Below are 26322 nucleotides of genomic sequence, written 5' to 3' on the forward strand. Positions count from 1 at the left end.
ACTTTTACAACTATATCGCATTTTTCAGATTCAAGGCCGGCGCATTTCGGCAATGCAAATTGCATCTTTCAGAACTCCACGCCGTTGTACTCCGGCAACATATTTCGCATCGTCAGGATTTAACGAAGAAATTCATCCCTATATGTAAAAAACAGGAGGAATAAAAATGATAAAAAGCGCAGTGGGAACACGGGAACATATCCAGATCATCGATTCAAGCGAAAACGCGGGGATGCGCGTCGAGGTGCTCGAGTATCAGAAGCTGCTGGGCTCGACCAACACCAACGCCGCGGTTGACCTCTACTACATGGAGAAACAGAACATGCGCGCCAGACAGGTCGCGGTCCATCTCAACAACGATTCCGTGCAGGTGGAACCCGGCGCCATGAGCTACTTCCAGGGCAACCTGGAGATGGTTTCCGGCGTCACAGCCGGCAATATGCTCGGCCGGGTCTTCTCCCATATGACGACCGGCGAGTCGTTTGCGCAGCCGCTTTACCGCGGCAGCGGCATGCTGGTGCTGGAGCCGTCGTTCGAGCACTTCCTCGTGCTGGAGATCGACGATGAAATCATCGTTGACAAGGGCATGTTCTACTGCGCACAGGGAAGCATTGAGGTCAAGCCGATTGCCCAGAAGAGCTTTTCCTCCGCCGTTGCGGGCGGCGAGGGCATCTTCCAGATCGCGCTGCGCGGACGCGGACTGGTCGTGCTGGAATGCCCGGTGCCAAGCAGTGAAATCGACATCATCGAGCTGAACAACGACGTGTTGAAGGTGGATGGAAACTTCGCGGTTCTCAGGACCGGCAACATCCAGTTTACGGTGGAGCGCTCCGCCAAAACGCTGCTTGGCTCGGCGGTCAGCGGTGAAGGACTGGTCAACGTCTACCGCGGAACCGGAAGCGTATGGCTCGCGCCTTCCATCAAAATTTACAATACAATCAACGGGGCGCGTGCATGGGGACAGAATTCCACAAAATCGATGAATATGAACACCAGCAATTCATAATACTGATAGTATGGGAATACACCGACAGCAGGACAGCCCCTTCCTCTTGACAAATGGGCATATGCACATTATAATAGAGTGCAGATACCCATGACGGAGGGATATCCATGGCCAGAAATATGAAATGCCGCCGCGTCTGCGCGGAACCTGCCAATCGCATCTTCACGCCGCAGCAGAGCACTGCGCAAACCGTCTGCATCAATGTGGACGAGCTGGAAGCGCTGCGTCTGTGCGATCTGGAAGGGCTTGAGCAGGATGCCGCCGCCTCGAGGATGAACATCTCGCGCGGGACATTCCAGCGCATCCTATACGCTGCGCGCCGCAAGAGCGCCGAAGCGCTCTGTATGGGAGCATGCATCCGCATCGGCGGCGGAAATTACGAGGTCTGCACGTTTGCCTGCCCGCAGGGCCTATGCAAACGGTGCCGGCAAAATCAAAGTGAATCAGGAGATGGAAATCATGAGTGAATGTACCCACGATTGCGGAAGCTGCAGCCAGACCTGCAGCGACCGGACAGAACCGCAGAATCAGTTTGCGGAACTCAATGCCATGAGCAAGGTTAAAAAGGTCATCGGCGTCGTTAGCGGAAAGGGAGGCGTCGGCAAATCGCTCGTCACCTCAATGCTGTCGGTGCTGTTAAACCGCAGAGGCTACCGCACGGCGGTGCTGGATGCGGATATCACCGGCCCCTCGATCCCGAAAGCGTTCGGCATCAAGGAGAAGGCCAAGGGCAATGATCTGGGCATCTTCCCGGCTGAAAGCAAGACCGGTATCCAGATCATGTCCATCAACTTATTGCTGCCCAACGACACCGACCCGGTTGTCTGGCGCGGCCCGATCATTGCCGGAACCGTCAAGCAGTTCTGGAGCGACGTCATCTGGACCGATGTGGATTACATGTTTGTCGACATGCCGCCGGGAACCGGCGATGTGCCGCTGACCGTCTTCCAGTCGATTCCGCTGGACGGCATTGTGGTCGTGACCTCCCCGCAGGACCTCGTTTCGATGATCGTATCCAAGGCTGTCAAGATGGCCAAGATGATGGACATCCCAGTCATCGGCGTAGTTGAGAACTACAGCTATCTTTCCTGTCCGGACTGCGGCAAAAAGATCGCGCTGTTCGGCGAAAGCAAGGTCGACGCCGTGGCGGCGCAGTACAGCCTGCCGGTGCTCGCCCAGATCCCGATTGACCCGCAGCTTGCCAGGGTCTGCGACCAGGGCGTTGTGGAGCTGTTCGAAGGCGATTACATGGACGGCGCGGCGGATGTCATCGAAAACTTCCCCGCTCAATAAAAATGATTCCTGCAAACTGCATGCAGATAAAAGGAACCTCTCCATGGAAGCTTCCATGGAGAGGTTCCTTTGTTTTGATGGCAAGAATGAGACAGAGTCCGCATAGAGGTGAGTCTCCTTCTATCAGGTATGCATAGAAATGCTTTAAACCAATGTAAGACAGGAAAAGTTCTATGCTTTTTCCTATAATTCCGGCACACTACTGTACCATTCTTCTTTATAACTTGCTTTAAAATCTATATTTTCCCCATCAGAAGCAAAGAAAATAAAATAATCCCTCATCTTAATCGGCTCAGTAAAAGGCATCTCAAATTGTTCTAGTTGTTTCATCATTTTCTCCGCGACAGCATTCGACTTTTCTACTATGAAAGATGGGTCTAAAACCATACAGGTGGCAGAGATGATATCAATCATACCAGCATAATCTGATTCCAATTCTGTAAAGTCTATCAAGAAAGAACGAGAAACTGTAAGCGTATTAGGGAACTCCCAAAATGATACCGTTATAACATCATGATTCGAATATTCCAATTCAAAATAATAATCCTGATGTTTTTTTTGGATACTTAAATCATGAGCCATTGTATAGTTAAAATCCTTGCTAATATCCAAATAAGAATTAAATATTTTTGTTGCATAATACAATGGATCGTTATAGTAATTATATAGCATCATAGCTACTATCATAATTACAAAGAACAATACAATGGAACTATAGAAAACAACCCATTTTTTCACGGAATCCTCACTTCCTTCACAAAGACGGACAAAGAGAACTCTACTTATTTTCCATGTGCAAGGACACCCTCTCATCCATCTCATATATAGTCAATAATCTACAATCACCATGGATAAATATCTATTCTGCCTACAATATTCCACGCCTTATATTATTTATATATTTTATCACATATCAGCAACAAATTCAACCTTATTTAAACAAAAGTTGTTTTATTTCTTTAACTATTTTGTACTATTCGCTGCACGAATTGTCTGTATCTGCTGTTTCCAAAACGGTTACCGCCTTAAGACAAAAACAGAGGGTTTGCAGTCTGCTATTCACAGACTGCAAACCCTCTTAAGCCACTGACGTATTATTTACATTTTGGCGCTGGTTCATCCCCAGCTGCCGGTCTTATTTTCATCGATTTACTATTTGCACCAATCCATCCGCATCCGTTATGCGTTGGAGCGTCTGCGGTACCTGCCGATGGCCAGCGCAACCAGGAGGATTGTCGCGGCAAAGGCGAGCTGGATGCCGGCATAGCCGACGATCGAAGAAACCGCGTCCCAGTCATAATGGGACAGCGCGCTGATCTCATCGTTCGCCTTCACATACCAGAAGGTCGGCGTAAAGCTGGCGACCGCCTTGACCGTGCTGCCCAGCAGCTGCTGCGGGACGAATACGCCGCTCAGGAAGCACAGCCCCAGGGAGGCGATGTTATAAACGGCTCCCTGCACATTCCGGTTCTTCACAAACAGGCTGGCCAGATAGCCGATGCTCAGGCAGCAGAGCATCATGACAAAGGAATTCAGACAGAACAGCAGCACCATCTGCGCCGATACGATCGATTTCATGTACAGGATCAACCCCAGCCCCACCAGAATCGCCCAGGAGGCGACCGAGAACAAAAGGCTTGCCAATACGATCTGCAGGTTCATCCGGCCCAGCTTCAGCGGTGAGCACAGGTTGCGCATCCGAAGGTCCTTTTTGTTGAAGGACATCATGATCGAGGTGATGCCGAGAATCATCAGCGCGATCATCACATAGCAGAGGTATCGGAAATGATAGTTGAGCTGGTTCTGTGAGGGGTCTCCGACCGATTCATCCGACAGCTGCACCACGGCCTGTTCGCGCAGGGATTCCGCAGTCCATCCGCCGATCCGCTCCGGCGCGGCATCCCCGCCGAAATCACGGAAAAGCTCCGCCGTGCTCCAATACTTGTCGATCTGCATCTGCGCATAGACCGCGCCGACCGAATCCTTGATCGAGCTGGTCTGAATCTGCGGGTCTTTCCCTGCCAGAAAATCCGCTGAGAAGTTTTCCGGAATCGTGATGACGCAGTCGATTTTTCGGAAGAACATCGCATCCTGCAGCGCTTCCCTGTCCGAACCGATATCCACAAGCTCGGCGGTTTCCTCGAGATAGGACACAAACGCTTTGGACAGTTCACCGTCCGCATCCTTATTGATCACCGCCGCACGGAACGCGCTGGGTTCAAAGCTTGCCGCCTGCTGCGTGGACGGCGCAATCGTTGTGAACATGATCGAGAGGCCCAGAAATACGCCCAGATAGATGCACATCTGCGGAGCGGATTTTTTGAGGATCATAAAGAAGGTTTTAAAGACTTGCATATTTCTGCCTCCTCATCACAAAGTAGGATGCCGTGCACATGATAACAGACATACCGCCCAGCAGCATCAGATTCAGGAAGAAGCGGTTATGGTTGTCAAAGGCGTACAGCGTATAGAACGCATCGGTCAGCAGGGTCGCCGGATTCAGGTAGCTCAGCAGCGGCAGGTTGGTCGCGATGATGTACTTCATATCGATGAACATCATGCCCGCCAGGAAGCAGAACAGCAGGCTCAGTGCGATCAGCAGAGCCACCTTGAGATTCTCCTTGCCCGGAATCACCGTGCCGAGGAACGCACCGAAGCTGACGCCCGTGACACATCCGGCCAGAATGGCCAGCAGGACAAAGCCGATCTGGCTGCCAAACGAGACGCCCAGCACCAGCGTGACATAGGCCAGCACCAGAAGTGTCTGCACCAGATTGATGGTCAGCGCAGCCAGCAGGCCGTAGGTGAACGCCTTCGCCTTGTGGACCGGTGCCACATTCAGCCGCGCGGCCTGCGGCGACTGGGTCGGCATCGTGTCGGTGACGCACTTGAGTCCCAGGAATCCGCCGTACAGGCAGGTCATGGCGAGCAGGGTGTAGAAATAATTGACGGTCGGGTCCGAATCATCCTTGCCAAGCGGCACTTCCTTGGTATAAGAATTGCGTTCGGACAGCTTTTCCAGCAGACCCTGCGCAAATGCCGCCGGATTCTGCTCAGCAATGGTTTCCATGCTGCGTCCGGTCTTGATGTATTCATCCAGAAAGGCTTTGGCGATGGTCTGGTTAATGCCCGACTGCTTGACGACCAGCTTCGGCTGTCCGGATTCCATGACGATATAGCCGTCGACCTTGCCCTCATCCAGAAGCTTTGCCGCTTCCTCTTCATCTGTATAGGTCACCGTGAAGAGCTGATCATCCGATTCCTGGGAGACCGCTTTTACCGTCTCAGTCAAAAGGGCATCCTCGCGGTACGCCGCATCATCCACCACGGCGACCGGTACAATTTCGAAGTTCTCAGCGCTCGTCAGGTTGGAGAAAGCAAAGTAGAACAGCGTCGCCAGCAGCAGCGGAAACAGCAGCGACCAGAACATGGTGTCCTTCTGGCGCACCATGATTTTCAGCCGGTTGATATAGGTATGAGAAAACATTGTTCCGCCCCCTTAATCCCGCAGCTGTTTGCCGGTGATCTGTAAAAAGACATCGTTCAGCGTCGGCTGCTGCGCATAAACCTTACCGAATGAGATGTCCCGCGCCTTCAGGAAATCAAGCAGGACAATCAGGTTGTGCCGTCCGCCGTCATAGCAGACGGTCAGCTGGTCCTCCTCGTATTCAACCGCCGTGACATGCGGCAGCTCGCGGATTTTACCGAGCTCCTTCTGGCCCAGCGTGAAGGTATGCACATTGATCTTCTCCCCGGATTTGATCATCGCTTTCAGCTCCTCCTTGGTGCCGGATGCAATGACCCTTCCCTTATCCATGATTGCGATGCGGCTGCAGATCTGCTCGACCTCCTCCATATAGTGGGAGGTGTAGATGATCGTCGCGCCCTCCTTATTCAGGCGCAAAATGCCCTCCAGGATGTTGTTCCGGCTCTGCGGATCGACCGCAACGGTCGGCTCATCCAGGATGATCAGCTTCGGCTTGTGCGCGATGCCGCAGGCGATGTTGAGCCTTCTGAGCAGTCCGCCGCTGAGCTTCTTTGGATAAAACTTTCGGAAATCCCCCAGCCCGACGAATTCGATCGCCTCCTCCACCAGCGTCCTGCGTTTCTCCTTATCGGCGACATACAGCCCGCAGAAATAGTTGATGTTCTCATAGACGGTCAGCTCATCGAATACCGCGACATTCTGCATAATGATGCCGATATCCCGCTTGATGTCATAGGCGTCGGGCCGCATCGACTTGCCGAAGATTTCAATCGTGCCCTTATCGTATCGAAGCAGCGACAGGATGCAGTTGATAGCGGTGGTTTTGCCCGAACCGTTCGGGCCAAGCAGGCCGAAGACCTCGCCTTTCTCCACCTGAAGATCCAGATGATCCAATGCGACCAGCTGGCCGTAGCGTTTGACCAGATCCTTCACGCTGATAACCATATTCATTCCTCCATCTCGATTTGATGATCCTATGATATCACATCTGTCTGCTTTCGCACAGTGTCCGGTGTCAAGTCATGTATGTGACATCTGTCACATCTTCCGCCGCAGGGCAGCTGCCGGCCGCAGCTCAAAAAAGGCGGATGGAAGCTTCCATCCGCCTTTATTATGATAGATTTATCGATATGCCGTGACGCCGGTCAATTCCAGATCGTGGGTCAGATAGTGCGGCTTCATCTCCTGCTCGTCGCTGTAATCAGTCGAAAGGTATTTCTTGTTGTCGTCCGCAAAGACCGTCACCATGACGCTGTCCGCTCCGATACGCTCCTGCGCCAGGATACAGCCTAAGAAATTTGCTCCCGAGGACACGCCTACGCCGATGCCGAGCTTCTCGGACAGCATCCGCGCCATGATGATCGAATCCCCGTCGTCCACCGATACGACGCCGTCCAGTTCATCGAGCTTCAGGATGCTCGGAATAAACTCGTCGGAGATGCCCTGGATGCGGTGCTGCCCGACCTTGTATCCGGTGGAAAGGGTCGGGGAGTTGACCGGTTCAAGCGGGAACGCCTTACACGCCGGATTGTCCCGCTGCAGACGCTTGCCGATGCCCATCACGGTACCGCCGGTCCCGACCCCTGCCACCACGCCGTCCGCCTTGAGGCCCAGCGCGCCGAGCTGCCGCGAAATCTCCTCCCCGGTCAGGAGGATGTGCGCTTCGACATTGTCCTCGTTTGAGAACTGCCGCGGCAGGAATACGCCGCCTTGCTTGGCCAGCTCCTCGGTCATGGCGATCGATCCGAGAAATCCGCCTTCCTCGCGTGAAACCAGCCGCACTTCGGCGCCGTAGCTCTTCATCAAATTGATGCGTTCCCGGCTCATCCAATCCGGCATATAGATAACGACCTTGTGGCCGAGATAGCTGCCGATTGCTGAGAATGAGATACCGGTGTTGCCGCTCGTGGCTTCGGCGATGATGTCGTTCTCGTGGATAGTACCTTCCCGATATGCCTTGCTGAGGATATAGTACGCCACCCGGTCCTTGATGCTGCCGGTCAGGTTGTAATGCTCCGCCTTTGCAAAGATGCGGCGGTCTTCCCCTTTGAACCGGAACCGGATCTCCAGCAGCGGGGTATTTCCGATCAGCGCCTCGATGTTTTGAAACCGTTTCAATGTATCCATGGATGTCTCCTTACTGCAGTTTTTCGCCGACAATCCGGTTCACAAGCGAACCGTCTGCCTTGCCCTTGACAAGCGGCATCAGATCCTTCATGATCCTGCCCTTATCCCTCATCGACGGGCTGTCAATGCCGAGCTTCTCAAGCACCGACGCCAGAGTATCTCGGATTTCCTGTTCCGACATCTGCTGCGGTGCAAACTCCCTAAGTACAAGAAGCCGCGCTTCGCATTCCGCTTTGATATCATCACGGCCGGCCGGCGCGGAATCAAGGGTTTCCTGGGTCTGCTTGATCTCTTTGAGGATGATGATATCCTCCTCTTCGGGCGTCAGGTCTTCCCTTTTATCCTTGGCCTTCGCTTTGAGGGCGGAAAGCAGCAGCGACAGCGATTCTTTCTTCTGTACATCCTTATCTTTGAGCGCCTGCATCATGGCGCGCTGTATATTCTGTGTTTTTGACATGATGTCTCCTCCTTTTATGGAAATTCGACCGAATATGTTCATTTCTTTTAAACGCTTAATTTTTAGTATACACCCATTGCCGAATCTTTTCAATTGTTTTTTCTCGAAACACTTGCTGTGGGCATTTGTATTTTAATTACGCAAATTTATGAATGCGCTTTTAGGGGCCATTCCTATCATGGCGATGGTCTCGGATCATCGGTTCCTACACTCGTATAGCTCTCATTATGCCCTTATACAGCATATGTTCGTACATATGGAATCGGTGCATTCAAACAGATAGAAAAGCACTTTCATACAGAAAAACATCGAAGATGTGCGCATTAATCGATGATTTTTCCTGAAATTATCGGCATTGCGGTGATAGCCAAGCGACACTTGGCATGGTGGTCGTTGCTCCGCCGTGGCACGGCGGTATCAATTTGTCTGCCAAGGGATTTTGGCAATCTGGTCGTTGTTCCGCTGTGGCACAGCGGCTTGCTTATGTTAACCAAGTAACACTTGGCTGTGTGGTCGTTACTTCTTTGCGCGGCCAAAGAAGTAACCAAGAAAGGCCGTTCAAGGGGGCCATACACTGTGCCGCTCCTAGCCAGATGGCCCCCTTGAAAATCCCCTCTGATATCCCGCTTTCCTCTTCGGCCGCCTGCGGGCGGCGTTTTGCTCTTGGCTGAGTGGTTGGGCATACCTAGCAGCGGACGCTTCCCCGGTTACAGGTTGTGCTCATAGTACCCCAATACCTTTACTGGTTCGTTGATTGACATCGATTCTTGTGGATTTCATCGGTCACGAATATATCACGTAATCTTCGATTAAGCATCTTACAGACAATCTACAGGGACTCAACTTTCTCAGATAGGCACGTCGGGCAACCACCCTGTTTATTTAGAGTACAAAACGAAACCTTTATCACACAGCATAGAGCAGATCAATTGTTCCTATGGATTCGGAATACAAGGGCGAGCAGATGTATAGACATCATTATCGATGCTACGGACGTTCGAACCCAGCGAACGCTGAGCTTCCTTGCCCTAAATATGGTGCGGACGGGCTGAGGGGGTTTCCAAAGGGGGAATGACGTCCATTCTCACTGTACCGAAGCGGCATTCCCCCTTTGGCGGCCTTTCTTGGTTACTTCTTTGGCCCGAACAAAGAAGTAACTGCCACTTGCCAAGGTGTCTTGGCAAACAAAAGAAGACCGCTGCGCTGCAGCAGAACAATAACCACACATAAAGATTACAAAAGAAATATTGGTTTTTACGCAATAACGGGATGGATCATTAAGATTACCCATCCCGTTAAAAAAGCCTTTATATTCAAATTGCTGTATATCAGCAGACGTTTCGCGGTCTGACGCGAAACAGATAAATCGTTCTCCTGCAAAGAGACAATATTCCACCTCTTATTTGCTGTCCTCATGTCGGATCTGTGCGCGTTTGATCTTGCCGCCCAGCGTTTTGGGCAGCTCATCGACAAACTCGATGATGCGCGGATATTTATACGGCGCGGTCGCCTTTTTGACATGATTCTGCAGCTCTTTTTTGAGCGCGTCGCTGCCGGTGTATCCGGCTGCCAGCACGATGGTCGCCTTGACGACCTGTCCGCGGATCGGGTCGGGCGATGCGGTGATCGCGCATTCCACAACCGCCGGATGTTCGATCAGCGCACTCTCCACCTCGAACGGGCCGATGCGGTAACCTGAACACTTGATGACGTCGTCGCTGCGTCCGACAAACCAATAGTAGCCGTTCGAATCCCGCCAGGCCACATCGCCGGTATCATAATATCTTCCGCCAAGGGTCGCCTGGGTCAGCTCCTCGTTCTGATAGTAACCGACAAACAGGCCGGTCGGCATCTGCTGATCGATGTCCATGACCACAATACGTCCTTCATCGCCGTCTTCACATAGCTCGTCCTTTTCATCGATCAGCTGGATGTTGTACAGCGGGGACGGCTTTCCGGTCGAGCCCGGCACCGGATCAAACCACTGGAAGTTCGCCAGCATGACCGAGGATTCGGTCTGGCCGAAGCCCTCATACAGCTTGAGCCCGGTCAGCTCATACCATCTTTTAAAGACCTCCGGATTCAGCGGCTCTCCCGCGATACAGCAGTGCTGGATGCTTGAAAGGTCAAACCTTGTGACATCCTCCTGCAGCATGAACCGGAACATGGTCGGCGGCGCACAGAAGGTCGTAACCCGGTATTTCTCCAAAATCTGCAGCAGCTTGAGCGGGATGAACTTGTCCATATCATAGGCAAAGATCACCGCGCCGCAGATCCATTGCCCATAGATCTTGCCCCAGCCAAATTTGGCCCAGCCGGAATCTGATACGCTCATATGCAGCTTGTTTTCCTGCACCTGCTGCCAGTACTTTGCGGTCACGATATGGCCCAATGGGTACGAATAATTATGCCGCACCATCTTCGGCATACCGGTCGTGCCGGAGGTGAAATAGATCAGCATCGTGTCGTCCCATCTGGTCGCCTCATCGCCGGACGGACGTTCAAAGACCTGCGGGAACTTTGCGATCTCATCCTCAAAGTTGAGCCAGCCTTCCCGGTGATCCTGTACCATAACGCGGTTTTTGATCCTATCGGTTTCCTGCACGGCACGCTCGACCTGCTCGATGACAAACGCGTCGTTGACGCAGATCACCGTCTCGATGCCGGCGGCATTCGAACGGTAGACGATATCCTTTTTGGTCAGCTGCAGCGATCCCGGAATCAGCACCGCGCCGAGCTTGTGCAGCGCGGTCGCGCAGATCCAGTACTCCCATCTGCGGCGCAGGATCAGCATGACCACCGACCCCTTGCGGATGCCGATGCTTTTGAAGAAATGTACGGTCTGATTGGACAGCCGCATGATGTCCGCAAAGGTCAGCTTCTTCTCGCCGCCGTGGTCGTCACACCAGACCAGCGCCATCTTGTTTTCGTCCTCTTTGGCCCAGGCGTCCACGATATCAAAGCCGAAGTTGAAATCCTCCGGCACGTTTACCTGATAGTTTTCTTTAAAATCCTCATAGGAATCAAATTCAATCCTCGGCAAAAATCGATCCAATAACATACTCTAAACGACTCCCTTTCCCCTTCTATGTATTACTCAGCAATGACCGTCAAAAACCGGGCCTTCTGATCGCCGAAGCAGCGCTGTCCATGCGGATGCGTCGGATTGAAATAGATCGAATCCCCTTCATTCAGGATGATCTCCTTGTCGTCGAACACGACCGCCACGCTGCCCTCCAGCACGAGGTTGAATTCCTGGCCCTTATGCGTGACCAGCGCCGCCGGCTTGTCGGATGGTTCCAGCGTGACCAGCAGCGGCTGCATGATCTTCTTGCCAAACCGGAATGCCAGGTCTTCGAAGCGGTAGCCGGGATAGCGGTCGACGCTCCGTCCGCATCCTCGCTTGACGACATGGTAGGTGTCCAGCTTCGCGTTGACGCCGGTGATGATCTCGGTGAAATCGACGCCGAATTTGCTGGCGATTTCATAGATGATGCTGATCGGGATGTTTTCGCCGACCTGTTCATACTCTCTGTACTGCTCGACGCTGATGCCCAGCTCCTTTGCGAGCATCTCCTGTGTGTAGTCACAGGCTTCCCGAAGCTCCCGGATACGGGAGGCAATTTCATTGAGTTCTCGATTCATCGTTCTCGTTCCTTTCTTCATGGTCTCTATGATAAACTGCTGTGCAGTGTATTCTCTTTTTTATCAGACATGGATGCTGCTTTATCAGATATGGAGCCTGCGTTTAAGCTCCAGCAGCATATTTTCCCCTTCAAACACCAGCAGGGCTCCCAGTGAAATCACGCTCGACGCCACACAGATGATCGACGGATAGATCACGCTGAGACAGCCGGTAAAGAAGAATATAATCGGCACAATGCCGAACAGCGCTACAATGACAAAATAGATCATCAGATCCTCGATGTGCAACCTTGTCACCTTTGCAATGACGGACAGCACGGTCATGGCGGCAATGCATAGGAACGGGACCACATAGTCCAGCGACCACCCATGCCAATTGGTCAGCAGGTCCCACAGCACCGCCAGCGCGGACAGCACCACGACCTGGTACAGCATGTTCTTCGGAATATTCCGCCGCTTGCGCACCGCAACGGCCAGGCTGATCCAGACGCAGCCGACCCCCGCCACGATAAACAGCGACCACCAGCCGCTGCCCGGAAGCATCAGGTTGACCGCCAGCGCGGTGACCGATATGATGACAGAACACAGGATCAGTATTTTTAAAAACATCCCATGCTGTTTGTAGATGGTCGGCACATAGGGAAAGGTCTCCGGCCGGTCATCGCTGTCGCCGGACAGCGCCCCCTGGCACAGCGGACAGCTTGCGCGCGCGCCCGCCACATCCACGCCGCATTTTTCACAGTGTTTCATCCCGTATCCCTCCTTCTCTTTGCAATACTTCGGTATTTTCACAGTCCTATGGCTTCTATCGCCGTATTCCTGGTCAAAATTCAGACGCCAATCATTTTCCGATATGGATGGATGTTTTGCTGTGTTTCCCGCTTCAAATCCCTGGTCCTTTTTTGCCGCTCATCTGACTGCGATATTTTTCAATGGCCGGCACCGCGATGCGGACAGCCATAAGATACGGTCTGTCGTGATGATCATGTCCTCAAACAACCCGCTTTTCTGTCCCCTCGACCAGGATCGCCTGCGAATTGCGAAAAGGAACCAGCGGCAGTTTCGTTTCATACTTTGACAGGATGATATCCGCGGCCTTTTTTAAGGGAAAGTTCTTATAATGCGGAACCGGATAAAATCAATCAGATTTAAAGCGTCATAGCTTTTCAGCTGCGGAGCGGCACTGGGGTCGTCCATATCCTTCGAATACGCGATGTTGGGAGCCGCCGCAATCGCTCCGGCCGATTCGCCGATCAGCAGCTTTCCTGAACGGACCTGTGCCTTTATGATATCCCCGGCGCCCGACCTGTTCAATTCCTGCAGCAGATAGAAGGTATTGCCGCCGCTTATATAAATGTAGTCGTTTGTCTCAAGCTTTCCGGCAATTTCCGAGTCTGACGCCGTGGACAGCTCCAGTTCATCCACTTCAAGCCCCATTTTCGACAGCATTCTTTTCGTGTACTTCAAATGGAACTTCAGCATTTTATCCGGCATGGCGGCGGTCGGAATCAATGTTACCGTTTTGCCAGCCAGATCCTCATCTGCAAACTCTACAAACTTTTTTGCAACATCCTTGAATAAGGACGCCAAAAACAGTCTCTGCATAGACTGTTCCCTCCCTGTTCTGACGCTGTGCTCATGTTGCCATGAGCAATGCGCCTGCGTTGTCTCTGATGCTGTGATACTGACCCTGACACGGTGTTCATCTGACCAACGATAGCACACAGCCTGTGAGTGTTCACCCGCTTGAACGTCGCCTGAACGCCCTTACTCCTGATCCAGTCGGCTCGTCACCACCTCCACCGGCACGCCCAGCGTGGTCAGCGTCCGGAAGAAACGCCGCTGCACATCCGCGCCGACAAACGGCGAGGTAAAGCTCAGCGTCAGGTTTTCTTCAAACGAGCACATGCAGATCTGCAGCCGGTCGGTGCTGACAAACACATCGAACAGACGGATGTATTCCCGCAGCGCTTCGGGCATGTCCACCTTTCCGATGTTGGAGAACGCCGCCGTGATTTCGCGGTTCGTGTAGTCATGCGCGATCTTTAAACAGAGATCCTTGAGGGCAAGCGGCGCGATGCGCGCAAACGGATTCTTTTCAATCGCGAACAGCTCGTTGAGCCGTTCCTGCATCCGTTCATTGGTCAGCTCCTCCTTGAAATGGCCGGCCAGATGCGTTACAATGTCCGCAAAGGCTTCGGGCTGTTCGTTGAAGTCGTAACAGACGTTGATGACGCTGAAGAAATTGCGCGCCGACTGCGAATCGAAATAGTTGCGCAGGTTGACCGGAACCGTCAGCACAACCGGCTTTGAAAGCTCCCGCACCGTCATCTCCTCCCGGATGGCCTGCACCAGCACGGCGCACAGAAAGACCGTCAGCGTCGCGTGATGCGCATGTGCCGCACGGATCACCTCTTTGACCGGCATAATGCCCTCGATGACCCGGATGCGGTTTTCCGGAAGCCTTGCGCCGCGCAGCTTGTAGGCGACGCGGTGCTTCTCTTTACCTTCGGCCTTATCATTTTTACCGGCATAGTACCGGCTGAAGCTGTCGTCCATCTTCTGCCGGTCGGACGCGTCGTAATCCATCTGCGGCAGTTCCTCCGGAAATCGGTCCGCATGCATTTTGGTCAGATAGTGAAAGACCAGCATGCGCAGGAACTGCAGCGCACCGGTCCCATCCGACAGCGCGTGGTAGACCTCCAGATTGATCCGGCGGTGGTAGAAGCTCACCTCAAATAACAGCGTCTTGACATTCTTATCATAGATCTCGCTGCAGGGCGGCTTGTTCTCCTTCTGAACCATCGGCTTTAAGTCGCTCTGCTCCAGATAGTACCAGAACAGGCCCCGTTTTAGGATACAGCGGTAGTTGGGGAACAACTCGATGGTTTTGTCCAGCGCCTGCTGCAGAACAGCCGGATCGACCGTCTCATACAGTTCACAGGCAAACCGGAAGACCTTGGTGTCATGCTTTGTGCTGTTGGACGGAAAGATCTTCGCGGCGTTGTCAAGTCTCGTCCACTGTCTCGACCTGCGCGGCATCGGTGCTCACCTCTTTCAAAAATTCGTTGATCCATTCATAGCATTCCCGTACCGGCGCAAAGGATGGCGGCAGCGAAAAGAACCCATGCAGCGCATCCCTGACCCGGTGCATCTCCACCGCGTTGCCGGCCTTCCGCAGCTTCATCCCATAGGCCTCCCCTTCATCCCGCAGCGGGTCGTATTGGGCTGTGACCAGCAGCGTTCTGGGCTGATTGGACAGGTCGGACGCCATCAGCGGCGCAAAATAGGGATTGCTGAGATCCGCATCCACCGAACGGTATAAATCCATATAGTCGCAGATACGCTTGGCGGTCAGCAGATAATCGGTACCGTTTTCCCTCACCGACTCAAACGGAGAGGATTCGGTGTGGTCAAAATGGGTCGCCGGATAGATTAGAATCTGCCGCTGCGGCAGGAATTCCCCGCGGTCGCGCGCCATCAGGCTGACAGCGGCGGCCAGGTTCGCACCAGCTGAATCCCCGATCAATGTGATGTCCTTTGAATCCACGCCCAAAAGCGAATTGTCCCGGAAGATTTCCAGCGCGACGCGGTAACAGTCCTCCAGTCCTGCCGGAAAACGGTATTCCGGCGCCAGACGGTAATCGACCGACACGACGCGGTGCTGTGTCAGGCGCGCCATATTGGTGCAGACCTTGTCATAGCTGCCGATGTTTCCGGTCACCCATCCGCCGCCGTGGAAAAACAGCAGGATCGGCGCGTGCTCCCCATGCGGCGGCGTGAAGATGCGTACCGGAATATCGTGGTCCCCGTTCGGGATGCGATGTTCCCAGGTCTTGTAACCGAACGGCTTCAGGATATGGGAATGCGTGATATTGACAAACTGCCGCACGATGCGGTAGTTTTTTTTCATATCGATGTCGGGGTAGGAAAGTGCTTTCAGCGCCGCGCGCATCATCTTGTTGATCGCCATTGCCTTTTCCTCCATTCTGCTCCGCCAGCCTGACGCTGCTCAGCGCACGCGGCTTACCTGCCGCACATCGGTTTATAGCGGTATGCTGCAGCAAAGCGGAATCATTGGGAAACGCCGCATCATCTGCCATCCTGATGTGCGGCGGATTTCCCTGCGCCGCGTCATGATTATTATACAGACCGGTATCCTTTCGCGGCATTCTGTCATGGATGGCTGAGTGTTATTCATTCTTCAGAAGTGCCGCTCCTCAGCGTGACGCAGACCAATTCGGGACGGTTCCCGACGCGAAACGGAAACAGGCTGTTGCCAAGGCCGCGGCTCACGACCATCTGGGTGCCCGCTTTTTCATATAGACCGCTGGTGTAGCGCGGAAAGAATCCCTGGTCCGGCGCAAATACAGCGCCGATAAACGGCAGCCGGATCTGTCCGCCGTGCGCATGCCCGCTGAGAATCAGGTCGACCGGCAGCTTAGCGCAGTAATCGAGATCATTCGGGCGATGGTTCAGCAGGATGGTATAGCGGTCATCCTCTTTTGAAAACAGTGATTTCAGCTTTTCATGGAACCGCTCCTCACGTCCCGGCTCGCCTTCCTCTCCCAGCGTGCCGATATCCCGTACGCCTGCCAGCCGGATGGACTGTCCATCCCGCTCAAGACTGACCGATTGATCCTCCAGCACCGTCACACCGCATTCCAGCAGCTGTTCCTTCAGCTCATCGTAATAGTCTGACATCTCCTCATGGTTTCCCGTGACAAAATAGACGTCTGTATACGCAACAATCTCCCGGACATAGTGAAGCGCCGTCTCCATATCCTCGGATGTCGTGCGCCGTTTGTCGATCAGGTCGCCGGTCAGCACCACGATGTCGGGTTCCTGCTCGATCGTCATGACGACCAGGTCCCGCTGATTTTCCCCAAACTGGGCATTGTGCAGGTCGGACACCTGGATGATGCGGAATCCGTCAAAGCTTTGGGGCAGCCGCGCGCTTTCGCACACGATATGGGACAGCATCAGGTCATGGTTCTGCCCATACAGATAAAAAGGCGCGGCGATCAGCAGTATCAGCAGCAGGATGCGCAGAATTTTTCCGCGTGCCCTCCGACGTTTCTTCATCCGCATCCTCCTCTTCTTTTCACGATCTTCTCGGAACATATCTCATAGTTTTCTGATAGAATGCCGCCCTTTCAGGCAGAGGGTTTATCGTCGGACTACCATTTTTACCGCACTGCTGCATCCGCTTTGAAACAGGCAGGTATGTATCAGATGGCCACATCTTTTGTTTATGATTTTCCTGAGATATATCTCGTTGTTTTTTGACAGTATGAAGTCCTTTTGAGCAGGCGTCTACGGTCTATCGGGCTACTGTTTTAACTGTACTGCTGCATCCGCTTTAAAACAGCCAAATATTGATTGCAAAACTGCCGCCTTCACAGAACTGTATCCTCTGCAGAACCGTATTCTGTCAAACGCCCGTATGCCTGCACAACGGGTTGCCAAGAGCGGCGTCCGACGGACGGGCACCGCTCAGGCTTCAATGACGATACTATATGTAATTTCCAGTCGAATCAATACCGATTGTCAAAGATTCTGGTGGATTTTTTTTCACTTCTCGGCAGATCGCCGATGCCGACCGCCTTCGGCACAATTGTGATACCGATCTTGAGCTTAAAGCGACGATGGATTTCATGCTCGAGCTGTTCACTGTCGGCGCCCTTTTCGCGCTCCACAAACAGCGTCAGAATATCCTTGCCGTTCAGATGGTCGATCATGACCTGATATTCGCTGGATGCGCCTTCAATATCCCGCAGCAGCTCATCGATCTGGCTTGGGAAGATGTTGACGCCTTTGACCTTTATCATATCATCGGTCCGGCCGATTAATGTGTCGATTCGCGGATATTGGCTGCCGCATGCACAGTCTCCCAGCACAAATCTTGTCAGATCATGCGTGCGGTACCGGATCAGCGGCGCGCCTTCCTTGCGCAGCGTCGTGATGACCAGTTCACCGATCTCACCATCCGGTACAATCTCGCCGGTTTTCGGATCGACAATTTCACAATAGATGTAGTCGTCCCAGTAGTGCATGCCGCTCTCATCGTCGCAGCTGATGCCGATGCCGGGGCCGTAGATCTCGGTCAGGCCATAGATGTCATAGAGCTGGACGCCCAGCTCCGCGGCGATGCGTTTCCGCATCTTTTCGCCCCAGCGCTCCGATCCGATCAGGCCCTTGCGCAGATGAATCCTCTCGCCGATGCCGCGCTTTGCAATCTCCTCCGCCAGCAGAAGCGCATAGGAGGAGGTCGCGGTCAGCACCGTGCTCTTCAAATCCATCATCATGCGCAGCTGTTTGTCGGTGTTGCCCGGCCCCATCGGGATCGCCATCGCGCCGAGCAGCTCCGCGCCGGCCTGAAAGCCGATGCCGGCCGTCCAAAGCCCGTATCCCGGCGTGATATGGATGCGGTCCAGCTTCGTGACGCCCGCAGTCTCATAACAGCGTTTAAACATAATCGCCCAGTCCTCAACATCCCGCTGTGTATATGGGATGATGACCGGTGTGCCGGTCGTGCCGGAGGACGAATGGATGCGGACAATCTCCTCATCCGGGACAGCCTGCAGTCCGAGCGGATACGCTTCGCGCAGGTCCCCTTTCCAGGAAAACGGGAGCTTTTCAAAATCCGACTGCGTCTGGATCCCGTCGATATCGATGCCCTCAAATTTCTTCTGGTAGAACCCGCCTTCAACCGCGGTCAGCCGTTTTAACTGCCGCTTGATCAGGTCGAACTGGGATTGTTTCATCTGCATGGCTTATTCCTCCATCCCTGATGCCGCGCCCAGCGCGAGCGCTTTCAGGTTCATCTCGGCAAATCGTTCGGGCACGCGCTCTGTAATGGTCCGCTTCATCTCATCGATGGAGAGCTCCAGTACGCCGGTGGAAAGCGCCGCGCCGAGCAGCGCGACATTCAGCACCTTGGCGGTGCCGCAGCTTTCACAGATCGGTTCGGCATCCAGGATCAGCAGGCGCTCCACCCCCTCTTTCAGAAAGCTGAGCATCTCCTCCCCGCTGTAATCCGAACCGCTCAGGGATGCCGTGATCGGCGCAATCGCCTTACTGCTCACGACCACCACGCCGCCGGGCTTCAGAAAATCGAGACAGCGGACCGCCTCAGCCGGTTCAAAACCGATGATCATATCCGCGCCCCCTTGTGGAATCAGCGGGGAATGGATCACATCGCCGATCCGTACATGGCTGACCACGCATCCGCCGCGCTGCGCCATGCCGATCGTTTCGGCGGTGCGCGCGAATTCTCCGCGATTCATCGCCGCCTGTGCGAGCAGCTTGGAAGCCAGCACCGTTCCCTGTCCGCCAACGCCGGACAACAGGATGTTCTTATTCATGCTGTGCACCTCCAATCGCGCCGACCGGACAGACCTGGCTGCAGATGGAACATCCATAGCAGAGCGACGGTTCGATATACGCCTTGTTTCCTTTATATACAATCGCCGGGCAGCCAAGCTCCCGGATACATTTTTTACATCCAATGCACTTCTCTTCATCCACATGGTAAAGCGGCGCGGGTTTTGTGACCGCGATACACGGCGATTTGAAGATGACCGCCGAAACGCCCTTCAGCTCCGCGGCAGTTTTGACCGCATCGACCGCCTTTTCCAAGTCCAGCGGGTCGACCGTCACGACGCTTTTCACGCCGATCGCTTCCAGCACTGCCGGGATGCTGATCTTCTGGGAGACCTCTCCCATCATCGTCACGCCGGTTCCCGGATGCGGCTGATGGCCGGTCATAGCCGTGGTGGAATTGTCCAGCACGATCAGCACGATATCGGTCTCATTGTAGACCGCGTTGACCACACCGGTGATGCCGGAAGCGAAGAAGGTGGAATCACCGATGAACGCAAAGTTGACCGCATCCGGCTGAGCCCGGTGCAGACCCTGCGCCACCGTCACGCCCGCGCCCATGCACAGGCAGGTGTCCACCATCCCAAGCGGCGCCGCGTTGCCCAGTGTGTAGCAGCCGATATCGCCGGAGAAAACCGCCTTTCGGCTCTTCATCGCCTGCTTGACGGCATAGAAGGACGCGCGGTGCGGGCACCCCGCACACAGGACGGGCGGACGTATCGGCAGGTCCGGCTTCTCAATGGGCTGCATGGCCGAAGTCTCCAGGCCGAGGAAGCGTTCCAGCGCTCCTCTGACGGAGGCGACGGTGTTCTCCCCTGCCGGCTGGATGTCTCCGGTCAGCTTTCCTTTGACGGTCACCGGCAGATGATGCTTGCCGCACAGATAGATCAGTTCCCGTTCCAGCACCGGATCCAGCTCTTCGACAACCAGCACCTCGTCAAGTCCCTCCAGGAACTGCAGCGCAAGCTTTTCCGGGAACGGATACGGGGTGGAAATTTTCATCAGCCTGACCGGCGTCTCTCCCAGCGCCTCACAGGTGTAGGCATAGCTGATGCCGCCGGATACGACGCCTTTTTTTCCGCTGCCGCATATGTAGTTGAACCGGTAACCGCTGAAGTCCTCGCCGATCTGCGGATTTCTCTGTTCGATGTTTCGATGGGCCTGATAGGAAAGCCGCGGGAAGATCACCCACTTGGAATCCTTCACAAAGCCTTCCGGCACATCCTTCGTTCTGCGCGGCTTCACCTCAATCGACGCACAGGCGTGGCAGACGCGCGTTGTGGGACGGAACAGCACCGGCGTGTGATATTTTTCCGAGTAGTCAAACGCGTCGCCGATCATCTCGTACGCCTCTTCGGGCGAGCTTGGGTCGAAGACCGGCAGCTTGGAGAAGTGCGCGAAGTGCCGGGTATCCTGCTCGGTCTGCGAGGAGATCGGGCCCGGATCGTCCGCGACGGCGATGACCATGCCGCCCTTTACGCCGATATAAGCCAGACTCATCAGCGGATCGGAGGCGACGTTGAGCCCCACCTGCTTCATGGTGACCAGCACGCGCCGTCCGGCATACGCCGCACCCGCGCCGACCTCAAGAGCGGCCTTCTCATTCGTGGACCATTCCACATAGACGTCCCCCGGGTTGTTCTTAGCAACCGTTTCGAGGATTTCTGTCGACGGGGTGCCCGGGTACCCACAGACGACATCCACCCCCGCATGTATCGCACCGAGACCAATCGCCTCGTTACCCATCAAGAGTTGTTTACCCACATTGTTTCCTCCAGTCGTTTCTAGAATCCTTTTTATTATACGCCTTTTCACCGGTTTTTTCAAATCATATCCGCAGATTTCAGGCATTTTTCTAGAAAAAGTCACGGCGGATATTTGGTTCCGGCCATATTTCTTCCTGCGTTTACACTTCGTATGTCTTATGATGTGCCATACAATAGGAGCCCACCAGCAAATGAACGATTCCGGAGATTTTAGACTGCAACAACAAAGATCAGGGGCTTCCGGCCAAATAGCCGGAAGCCCCTGCTGGTCAAATCGTAATTTTCAAAAAAACTTTCCTAAGTAGTAAGTCAAGTTTTCAGTGTTTTAACAGTAACTGCCAATTACTCAGCAGAATTCAGAATGATGCTCTTGGCTGCGACCAGGTCATAAACAAAGACCTTATCGCTGTTTCTATCCGGATAAGCAATGTTGGTAGCTGCCCACTGGATATCCTCGCCATATGTTTCCCAAGAATGATCATAGCTCAGAATGAAGCCCTTGAGCGCACTCAGGTCAGAAATATTGACAATGCTCATGGCATTACCATTCAAAGAAACATCGCCTTTGATTCTCATCATCATGTTATAGATATCAAAAACAATCTTTTCCGATGCGACACCATAATTATCCGGAGCGCCTTCATTTCTGATTACAGAACCGGTCATGACAAAGCGGCTGGTTGTACCAATCAGGTTTCCGCCGTTCACATCCACAACAGACAGATCGAAATCGCCTGCCGCAACTGCTTCAGCGTCAAAAACTGCATCGGCATTGAAATCCTGCTGACCGCTGGTGACGTCGACCTTGCTGTAATCCGCATGGATCGCTACGCCCTCTGTCTCAACAAGCAGCGCATCGATAGCGTCTCTCTTCAATTCGACGTCTTTGTCTTCACTTGCAACAGCCATTTCGCCAAACGTAAGGTTTTCCATGTTTGCCCAACCAGCTTCTTCGTTTGCAAATGTAAAGGAAGAAGTGCTTACTGCAGAATCAACCAGCGCTTTGAAACGAAGGGAAGCGATGAACATACCATAATCTTCGATCGGGTTATCGTCGGTAACAATCGCCGCAACACGAACAACGCCTTCGGAAACTTCATATGCTTCCACGCCTGCTGCAAGCTCAGTCGCTTTGTTAAAGATGAATTTGGAATCATCATAGTTGATGTCAAACTGCAAACTCGCGATGCCATGTTCATTCTCTGCCAGTTCCGCTGCGTTGTCAAGCTTCAGATTCACATTGTAATCATATGCCATCTCGGCAACGTCATTTGCGTCGATGCTGATTTCTGCGGAGAATGCAGATTCGACAGGCAGCACAGTGCCTTTTTCCAATTTAACTTCTGTCGCACCTGGTGTAGTACTAACGGTTGGATTGTCTGTCTCATAATAGACGATAGACGGGGTGTAGGATCCCTCTGTAGTGCTGTCAACTTTATCAAACTTGACAACGCCGAGTTCAACCTCACCTCCGTAAGAATCCATCGCAAGATCCGATCCACTCAGCAAGAACACAACATTGTTGCCATTGTCCTGCCAAACGATCTCGTCCATATCGATGCCCGGTACGAAATCACTAAAGGTGTAATCCGCATTGGAGTCATCAAGCATAATCTGTGCACCTGCAAGGGTGACACCTTCCGGAATGTTCAGAGACAAATAATACTCCGCATCCTCGTACGGCTGAACCGTATCATTGACAGGGATCAGGTTGATCAATGGAGCGTTGCCCGGCTCTTCTGCAAAGGCCACACCGCTGAACGAGGTCACGGTTAAAGCCGCTGCACACAAAAGACTTACTACTTTCTTTTTAAACATAGTCTTGATCTCCTCTTTTCTTTGTAGTTTTTTAGATTTTTATTGATAGTACAGTGTCATTTCCCCTTGCCTGCAGGAGCCCTGCCGGCCCACCATTGGGAAACTTTCACCGACTTGACCACAAATGAACTTTCTTTTCTCTCTGTTATGTAGAATCTACTGTTCGGAGGAATCCTGGCTGTCGGATGAATGATCATCCACATGCAAATCCGGGTTGGAGGATGCTGCGAAAGGATCCTTCGGTTTTCTGAATTTATAGTAGTACAGGGCATATCCGCCGCCTGCCGCCAAGACCAGCACAATGACAATGATCACCGCGATCATTGCGCCGTTTGAGGAAGCGGGTCCCCTGTTGCCGTCGCTGACAATCTCTTTCTTAATGTTGCCGTTTGCGTCGACAATGTATTTGATGCCGTCTTCCGCTGTGGAGATGGTCTCCCCTTCAGCCAAAGATACATCTGTCTCTTCTACGGTTTCGTATTTGTGTGTCGTACCATCGGCTCCGCCGGCTCCATCTCCGTCGCCCTTCGGGCCGGATACATTGGATGTCATGCTGGCCGTCTCACCCGGCTTGCCCTTGCTTGTATACTCGGACTGTCCGCCCGATGTACCGTCGCCATCGTCGCCATCCGGGTTTTCCGGATCATCGCGATGATCCAAGCCGCCTTCCACCTTGACGCTGATAGGCTGACCGGAAACCTCCAAGTTAACCAGATCGCTTTGATTTGCCGGATTATTTCCAAGAAAAGCCGAGTCTGTGCTCAATTGAATGCTGTAATCGCCGTTGACAGCGTTGTCTTTGACCTTAAATTCCAGTGTAAACAGATTTCCATCTGTCGGCATCAAAGGATCCAGCCCATTTATCGGCATGTAAAGAACCACCAACTGGTTCCGTGACATCCGCGCATCCAAACTGCTTCCCAACAGTGAACTGCTGCTGCCTACAAATTCAAGGTTGGTATAATCAAATTTGTATTCAAACTGAAATCCCAATGAACCGTTCGGCGCCGCCTGTTTGAAGTTTGTCACCTTTGCATCGACTTTGAACGTGTCGTTTGGTTTCAGGTCCGTGTTGCTGACGGCATACTCCAAATTGACATTTTCCGCCGCCAGCGCCGGAACGACTCCCACGGCTGTCGTAATCACCAATGCTGCCAATGTGCTTGCTAAAATGCGACCATTCCACTTTTTAAACATAGCTACCTCTTTCCGGCAGGCACCCCTCATACCTGCTTTGTATTTTATTTATCGTTTAAATAAAACACACCCTCGATTTATAAGTGATCGAATGGATTAATCTTTACGGCTTCTCTTTTTAAAGGTCACTGCCGCAACCGCTGCCAATCCAACCACCAACGCGCTTGCAGAAAGAAGTCCCATACTGCCGCCGCCAGTCGGCGGGTTGGGTTTGCTGGCTGAACTGCTGGAGCCGGCCGACGAATCAGCCGATCCAGAGGATTCATCCTTGGATGAGGTGTCGGAGGAAGTATCCGAAGACGTATCGGACGAAGTGTCGGAGGAAGTATCTGATGAAGACGCATCCTCGTTATAGGCAAATTTTACAACTGTCTGGTTGCCTGCTTTGTCGGTTACCGTCAGAATGTAGTTGCCATCCTGATCGACAACAACACCGGAAACGACTTCTTCAGGCTCATCGGTTCCATCGGTGTTCAAGAAAGCATTCCAAAGGTTTGTATCGCTGAACTGAATGGTGACCGGTTCGCTGTAGCTGCCGCCGTCTTCCACACCGGTAACCGTCGGTGCGGTTTTATCCACGACAAAGCGATAGGATACAGCCAGTTCCGAATTTCCGGTAAACGCAAGCTCATACGCACCTTCGCCGCCGATGGTGGTTTTGCTTTCATATGCGTTTCCATTCAAAAGGCTGCTGACGCCTTCAACCGAATTGAAGGTGACATAGATATCATCTTTAAAGTAGTAAGTGCCATCAAATATCGGCACGTTTTTGCTCAAATTAATCGGTTCGTTGGTATCCGCCCAATAGAATGTGACGTCTAAATCATTCAACTCATCCGACACAATCTCAAACCTGCGGATCCTTTCATTTCCAGCCAAATCAGCCACCACTACGAAATAGGAGCCTGGCTCATTGAATACCGTACCACTTTCAAACGGTTGATCATTTACAAAAGCAGAGGCGAGATTTTCATCTGAATAGGTCACTTTGACCGGGTTTCTCGACTGATTCTGCTCATCCACCGTTTCAAGGTTGATTGTTGGCTGAGTTTTGTCAATGACAAAGCTGACCGAAACGGTCTTCCCATTTTCCTTGGTGACGGTTAACGTGTAGCTTCCCTCTTCGCTGACCTTGTCGCCGCTGACAAACGGCTGGCCGTTCAGCAGTGCGGTGCCTTCGCTGTATTTGGGATAGACATCCACGTTGTAGTATTTTCCATCTTCAACGCCCCAGATGGTAGGCGCGGAAGCATCTTTTGTAAAGGCTACACTTGTCTGGTTGCCCGCTTTGTCGGTTGCAACCAGCGTATAATCGCCGTCTTCGGTGATGATCGAGCCGTTTTCAATCGGCATGCCGTTCAGCATGATGGATTCCAGATGGTTCTCATCCACCGAAACCGTCACATTGTCCACAAACAGCTTGGCCACATCGCCCTCGTAGGCCTGTCCGTTCAGCTTGATAACCGGTTTCACATTGTCGATCTTCACAGCGGCCCGGGCGCCTTCCGTCAATCGGTATGGACTTGGAGATGCTTGCGAGAATTCGAATGAAACCTGGTCCTCATCTTTACTGGTCTGTACGCCGTCCGGATAGTAAACCATCATATTGGTTCCCTTGGGACGAATCGATATAATGTCGTTAAAGGATTGCTCTGTATCAGCCGACACGTCGCCGTTTAATGTGAATTCCAGCGCCATGAAGTCGTCGCCTTTTACCGGGTTGACCACTTTGGAATTCTGATCCTCACCTAAAATCATGATGCCGCTCGCCCCGGCAAAATACATATCCGCGAACTTCGTATGTTCCGCGCCGCTTCCAGTCAAGGTGTTCAGGCTTGTCGCCTTCGCTCCCTCTCTTGAAAGAAGCTGCGCGTTGTAATCCAGCATAAACTGATACACGTTGATGCCCACATTGTTTGTCGTGCCCTGTATATCGGCCGAATAGATGATCTTGACAGTGTCTCCGGATTTATAGTATTCCTTTTCGGTCCTGCTGGAGACCACCAAATCATTTTTGCTGGGACGGCCCTGCGCCAGTGCAAACGCGCTGACAGACAGAGAGGCTGTTGCCACGGCAGCCGCAATTACTGCCGCTATGTACCTCTTCAATTTCATTCAATCTATCCCCTTTCGAAACAGCTTT

Annotated in this window: 22 protein-coding genes; 3 read left to right on the plus strand and 19 right to left on the minus strand. The window is 53.0% G+C overall.

The features are described from left to right. Positions 1-166: 166 nt before the first annotated feature. From BN348_RS11830 to BN348_RS11840, 3 genes are all read left to right on the plus strand, one after another. The gene (locus BN348_RS11830; protein ID WP_052446909.1) at positions 167-1006 is read left to right on the plus strand and encodes an AIM24 family protein; all 840 of its coding nucleotides are present in this window, start codon (positions 167-169) and stop codon (positions 1004-1006) included. A 107-nt stretch (positions 1007-1113) separates the two neighbouring features. After that, positions 1114-1473, plus strand: coding sequence for a DUF134 domain-containing protein (locus BN348_RS11835; RefSeq protein ID WP_040198241.1), 360 nt, complete (start codon positions 1114-1116; stop codon positions 1471-1473). After that, on the plus strand, positions 1466-2299 hold the full coding sequence (locus tag BN348_RS11840) for an Mrp/NBP35 family ATP-binding protein (RefSeq protein ID WP_040198242.1): 834 nt from the start codon (positions 1466-1468) through the stop codon (positions 2297-2299). The genes BN348_RS11835 and BN348_RS11840 overlap by 8 nt, the downstream gene beginning before the upstream one ends. Positions 2300-2482: 183 nt before the next feature. Here the strand turns inward: BN348_RS11840 and BN348_RS11845 are convergent, their stop codons facing one another. The 19 genes from BN348_RS11845 to BN348_RS11940 all read right to left on the minus strand — a co-directional run bounded on the left by BN348_RS11845 (position 2483) and on the right by BN348_RS11940 (position 26294). Beyond that, positions 2483-3037, minus strand: a complete 555-nt coding sequence (locus BN348_RS11845) for a hypothetical protein (RefSeq protein ID WP_040198243.1) — start codon at positions 3035-3037, stop codon at positions 2483-2485. Between the two features lie 441 nt (positions 3038-3478). Beyond that, the gene (locus BN348_RS11850) at positions 3479-4654 is read right to left on the minus strand and encodes an ABC transporter permease (RefSeq protein WP_040198244.1); all 1176 of its coding nucleotides are present in this window, start codon (positions 4652-4654) and stop codon (positions 3479-3481) included. After that, positions 4641-5786: an ABC transporter permease gene (locus BN348_RS11855; RefSeq protein WP_040198245.1), complete on the minus strand. Its 1146-nt coding sequence runs from the start codon at positions 5784-5786 to the stop codon at positions 4641-4643. The genes BN348_RS11850 and BN348_RS11855 overlap by 14 nt, the downstream gene beginning before the upstream one ends. A 12-nt stretch (positions 5787-5798) precedes the next feature. Continuing rightward, on the minus strand, positions 5799-6731 hold the full coding sequence (locus BN348_RS11860) for an ABC transporter ATP-binding protein (protein ID WP_040198246.1): 933 nt from the start codon (positions 6729-6731) through the stop codon (positions 5799-5801). Between the two features lie 177 nt (positions 6732-6908). Further along, positions 6909-7913 (minus strand): PLP-dependent cysteine synthase family protein, encoded by a 1005-nt coding sequence (locus BN348_RS11865; protein ID WP_040198247.1) that lies wholly within the window; start codon positions 7911-7913, stop codon positions 6909-6911. A gap of 10 nt (positions 7914-7923) precedes the next feature. Beyond that, the gene (locus BN348_RS11870) at positions 7924-8370 is read right to left on the minus strand and encodes a GatB/YqeY domain-containing protein (RefSeq protein ID WP_040198248.1); all 447 of its coding nucleotides are present in this window, start codon (positions 8368-8370) and stop codon (positions 7924-7926) included. Positions 8371-9769: 1399 nt separating this feature from the next. After that, complete coding sequence (locus BN348_RS11880; protein ID WP_040198250.1) at positions 9770-11431, minus strand: AMP-binding protein; 1662 nt, start codon at positions 11429-11431, stop codon at positions 9770-9772. A 32-nt stretch (positions 11432-11463) separates the two neighbouring features. Then, a complete protein-coding gene (locus BN348_RS11885; protein ID WP_040198251.1) occupies positions 11464-12015 on the minus strand; it encodes a helix-turn-helix domain-containing protein in 552 nt (183 codons plus the stop codon). 84 nt (positions 12016-12099) lie between these two features. Then, positions 12100-12765, minus strand: a complete 666-nt coding sequence (locus BN348_RS11890) for a DUF6320 domain-containing protein (RefSeq protein ID WP_040198252.1) — start codon at positions 12763-12765, stop codon at positions 12100-12102. 351 nt (positions 12766-13116) lie between these two features. Beyond that, positions 13117-13620, minus strand: coding sequence for a Type 1 glutamine amidotransferase-like domain-containing protein (locus BN348_RS11895; RefSeq protein ID WP_242844346.1), 504 nt, complete (start codon positions 13618-13620; stop codon positions 13117-13119). Positions 13621-13782: 162 nt separating this feature from the next. Then, positions 13783-15057, minus strand: a complete 1275-nt coding sequence (locus BN348_RS11900) for a hypothetical protein (RefSeq protein ID WP_040198253.1) — start codon at positions 15055-15057, stop codon at positions 13783-13785. Beyond that, positions 15023-15988, minus strand: a complete 966-nt coding sequence (locus BN348_RS11905) for an alpha/beta hydrolase (RefSeq protein WP_040198254.1) — start codon at positions 15986-15988, stop codon at positions 15023-15025. The genes BN348_RS11900 and BN348_RS11905 overlap by 35 nt, the downstream gene beginning before the upstream one ends. A gap of 224 nt (positions 15989-16212) precedes the next feature. Beyond that, positions 16213-17100 (minus strand): metallophosphoesterase, encoded by an 888-nt coding sequence (locus tag BN348_RS11910; protein ID WP_040198255.1) that lies wholly within the window; start codon positions 17098-17100, stop codon positions 16213-16215. Positions 17101-17552: 452 nt separating this feature from the next. Further along, entirely contained in the window at positions 17553-18788 is a 1236-nt protein-coding gene (locus BN348_RS11915; protein ID WP_040198256.1) for a phenylacetate--CoA ligase family protein, read from the minus strand. A gap of 3 nt (positions 18789-18791) precedes the next feature. Further along, a complete protein-coding gene (locus BN348_RS11920; protein WP_040198257.1) occupies positions 18792-19382 on the minus strand; it encodes an indolepyruvate oxidoreductase subunit beta in 591 nt (196 codons plus the stop codon). Continuing rightward, positions 19375-21162: an indolepyruvate ferredoxin oxidoreductase subunit alpha gene (gene iorA, locus BN348_RS11925; protein WP_040198258.1), complete on the minus strand. Its 1788-nt coding sequence runs from the start codon at positions 21160-21162 to the stop codon at positions 19375-19377. The genes BN348_RS11920 and iorA overlap by 8 nt, the downstream gene beginning before the upstream one ends. Before the next feature lie 344 nt (positions 21163-21506). Continuing rightward, positions 21507-22982 carry a hypothetical protein gene (locus BN348_RS11930; protein ID WP_156136512.1) on the minus strand — a complete coding sequence of 492 codons (1476 nt, stop codon included), beginning with the start codon at positions 22980-22982 and terminating at the stop codon, positions 21507-21509. A 156-nt stretch (positions 22983-23138) separates the two neighbouring features. Continuing rightward, the gene (locus BN348_RS11935; RefSeq protein WP_197068349.1) at positions 23139-24179 is read right to left on the minus strand and encodes a cohesin domain-containing protein; all 1041 of its coding nucleotides are present in this window, start codon (positions 24177-24179) and stop codon (positions 23139-23141) included. Between the two features lie 96 nt (positions 24180-24275). After that, positions 24276-26294, minus strand: coding sequence for a hypothetical protein (locus tag BN348_RS11940; protein ID WP_040198261.1), 2019 nt, complete (start codon positions 26292-26294; stop codon positions 24276-24278). Between the last annotated feature and the right edge of the window lie 28 nt (positions 26295-26322).

This window comes from Candidatus Soleaferrea massiliensis AP7 (genome assembly GCF_000820765.1).
In the GTDB taxonomy this organism is placed as follows: domain Bacteria; phylum Bacillota; class Clostridia; order Oscillospirales; family Ruminococcaceae; genus Soleaferrea; species Soleaferrea massiliensis.